1 protein-coding gene is annotated in these 2,910 nt (G+C 76.6%); it reads right to left on the reverse strand.

Features of this window, described 5'->3' with window-relative positions; genetic code table 11:
• The coding region (locus tag ACXYMW_RS19650) for a MupA/Atu3671 family FMN-dependent luciferase-like monooxygenase (RefSeq protein ID WP_459037024.1) at positions 1 to 2,910 on the reverse strand (2,910 nt) is incomplete at both ends.

A 2,910-nucleotide genomic window follows, 5' to 3' on the forward strand; every position in this document is an offset into this window, starting at 1 on the left:
CATCGTCACTCCCCCCCCCCAGGTCGCCGCTGCGGTACATCCGCCCGCCGCGGAACGGATCGGCAAGGAAGCGCTCGGCGGTCAGGTCGGGGCGGTTCCAGTAGCCCCGGGCCACCCCGGCGCCGCCGATGAAGAGCTCGCCCGCCACCCCGACCGGCGCCGGGGCGCCGCCCTCGTCGAGCACGTAGAGCGCGGTGTTGGCGATCGGCCGGCCGATCGGCGCGGGGCCGGCACCGGCCGCGCCCTCGGCCGGCGGATGCGCCGGGCCGGTGGCCGACCAGATCGTCGTCTCGGTGGGGCCGTACATGTTGTGCAGCTCCGCGCCGGTGAGCGTGGCAAGCTCCGCCACCAGCGGCCGCGGCAGCGCCTCGCCGCCCAGCATCAGGTGGCGCAGGCCGCTCAGCGCGCCGCGCGCCTCCTCGTCGAGCAGCAGCATCCGCGCCATCGACGGCGTGCATTGCAGATGGGTGACCCGGTGGCGGCGGATCAGCTCCGCCACCGACAGGTCGGACGCCTCCGGCGCCGGGCCGCGGGTCAGCTCTGCCAAGGGGCGCAGCCCGTCCAGCACGGCGTCGGTCGGGATGCCGAAATCGATCAGGCAGGCGATCTCGCCGACGCCCAGGCGGTGCAGGGTCTCGGCCTGCGCGCGGGCATCCGCGACGGTGCCGAAGAGGCCGGATTCGCTGAAATAGCGCTCGAAGGCGAAGTCGAGCACCGCGTCCATCTCGGCCTCCGACAAGGCCCCGAGGTCGAGCTGCGCGGGCTCGGCCACCCCTGCCGGGCGCTTGAAGGCCGGGAAGGCCCAGGCATAGGAGCGGATGAGCCCGGCGGCAGAGCGCAGATAGGCCTTCATCGGCCCGCGCGCCGCCGCACGCGCCGCCTCGCGGCTCTCGGCCAGATAGGTGTGCAGCATCAGCGTCACGGTGAAGGCCTCCGCGTCGTGCCCGGCCTCGGTGAGCGCCGCGCGGTAAAGCGCGATCTTTTCGCCCAGCTCGGCCCCGCTCTGGCCCAGGAGATGGGTCAGCACGTTGGCGCCCATGCGGCCGGCCTGGCGCCAGGTCTCAGGATTGCCGGCGGTGGTGATCCAGAGCGGCAGGTCGGGCGAGACCGGGCGCGGCTGGGTCCGCACCTCGCAGGGCCGCCCGTCGGGGCCCGGGAAGGCCACCGGCTCGCCGCGCCAGAGCCGGCGCAGCGTCTCCACCGCCTCCTGCAGCGCGCGGGCATTGGCCGGCGGCGCGTTTTCGGGGCGCAGCACGAAATCCTCCGGCTGCCAGCCCGCCGCCAGCGCCAGCCCGGCACGGCCGCCGGTGAGGTTGTCGATCACCGCCCATTCCTCGGCGATGCGCGCCGGGTGGTGCAACGGCGCGACGCAGGATCCGGCGCGCACCGCCAGCCGCTCGGTCACCGCGGCCACCGCCGCCCCGGTCACCGAGGGGTTGGGATAGCCGCCGCCGAATTCGTGGAAATGCCGCTCCGGGGTCCAGATCGCGGCAAAGCCGTTGCGGTCGGCAAAGCGCGCGCCCTCGAGCAGCAGGCGGTATTTCTCGCGCCCCGCGCCCTCGTCCCGGCCCCAGTAGAAGAGCGACAGGTCGGGCAGCGGGGACGCGCTCCCGGAGTCCGGGGCCGGAGCCGGCGCCGGCCCGCCGCCGGGCAGCCGCGCGCTCTCCGAAGCCAGGACCACGGTGAAGCCCCGGGCGGTGGCGTAGAACAGCTCCAGCACCGAGATGTCGAAGCTCAACGAGGTCACGGCGAGCCAGGTGCCGCCGGGATCGGGCACCCGCTCGTCCATCCCGGCATAGAAGTTGGCGACGTTGCGGTGCTCGACCATCACCCCCTTGGGCGCCCCGGTCGAGCCCGAGGTGTAGATCAGATAGGCCAGATCCTCCGGCCCCGCCGCCGGCGCCGGCCGGGTCTCGGGCTGGCCCTCCAGTGCGCCGGGCGCGTCGAGGTCGAGCACCCGGGCGGGATGGCGGCCCAGCGCCGGGCGCAGCGCGGCGTTGGTGACGACGACCGGGGCGCCGCTGTCCTCGAGGTAATGCGCCAGGCGCGGCGCCGGATAGGCCGGGTCGAGCGGCAGGTAGGCGCCGCCGGCCTTCAGCACCGCCAGCGCCACGACCATCAGGTCCGGCCCGCGCGGCAGCAGCAGGCCCACCACCACGCCGGGCGCCACGCCGAGCCCGCGCAGCGCATGCGCCGCGGCATTGGCGCGGGCGTCGAGCGCGGCGTAGCTCAGCCGCGTCTCCCCGGCGATCAGCGCCACCGCCCCGGGGCTGCGATCGACCTGGGCCTCGAAGGCGGCGGCCATCGTGACCTCCGGCACCGGGCGCGCGGTGTCGTTCCAGCCGTGCGTCAGGAGCGCCCGTTCGCGCCGGCCGGTCCGCGGCAGGGCGGCGACCGGGCATTCCGCCGGGGCGGCCTCGAGGGCCTCCAGCCGCTCGGCGAGGAGGTCGGCGAAGGCCTCCGGCACGGCGCCGGTATCGTGGTGCAGCCGGGCCCCCTCGGGGCGAAGCTCCAGCGTCAGGAGCGCGCCGGGCACCGGCCCCGCCGCCTCCGACAGCGCGAGGGCCGGCCGCGCCCGCGGGTCAAGCCCGGGCTCGCGCAGCGGCAGGTCAATGGCGAAGCCGCCCTGCCCAACCAGCGCGGCGCGCGCCGCGTCGAACCGCGCCGCGAGATCGGCCTTGCGACCCTCCGCCGCGACCCGCAGCGGCACCCAGCCCGCGGCGTGCCCGGTCTCCGCCGCCGCGGCGATCCCGGCATCGCGCCAGCCGAGATCGACCGACGCCTCCCGGGCGAGGCCGAGCGCCAGGCCCGCCAGCGCCGCCGCCCCGGCCGCCACCGGGCGCGTGCCGACCCGCCCCGAGGGGGGTCCGGACCCCGGCAGCGCGGCGGGCCGCAGCGTGGCCCACGCGG

It is taken from the genome of Roseivivax sp. CAU 1761, from assembly GCF_054482755.1.